Here is a 400-nt window from a genome sequence, read left to right as displayed (position 1 = left end):
TACCGCTGCGGGTACGCCTTCGTTAGCGGGCCTTGCGAGGAACACCGCTGCCGACGCCACACCACACCGCCATTCCGCAGACAGACCACCGGTTTCATTCGATTAACCTGCGAGTGCTCATGTCCGGGGCTATGCCGGTCGTGCTTGCCGGTTTCCCGGTGAAGACGGGGATCTCTTCAGCGATCAGAGGGAGGATTGATGAGAAAACTCAAGTTGTTGGCGGTTGTATTGGCTCTATCGCTGGTAGCCGCCGCGTGCGGCGGCGATGATGACGAACCGGCGGAGACCACTGCCGCTCCGGCCGCTACCCAGGCCACCACGGCGGCCGCTACCGAGACCACCGCCACGGCCGCTCCTACGGCTATGGCTGATATGCCTGCTGTGTGTCAGGGTTATGACG

1 protein-coding gene is annotated in these 400 nt (G+C 62.8%); it reads left to right on the top strand.

What is annotated here, in order from left to right:
* Positions 1-198: 198 nt before the first annotated feature.
* A partial coding sequence (locus OXK16_16100) for a hypothetical protein (GenBank protein ID MDE0377465.1) occupies positions 199-400 on the top strand: 202 nt, incomplete at its 3' end.

The organism is bacterium (assembly GCA_028821235.1).
GTDB lineage: Bacteria > Actinomycetota > Acidimicrobiia > Spongiisociales > Spongiisociaceae > Spongiisocius.
This window is presented reverse-complemented; position numbering and strand designations above follow the sequence as displayed.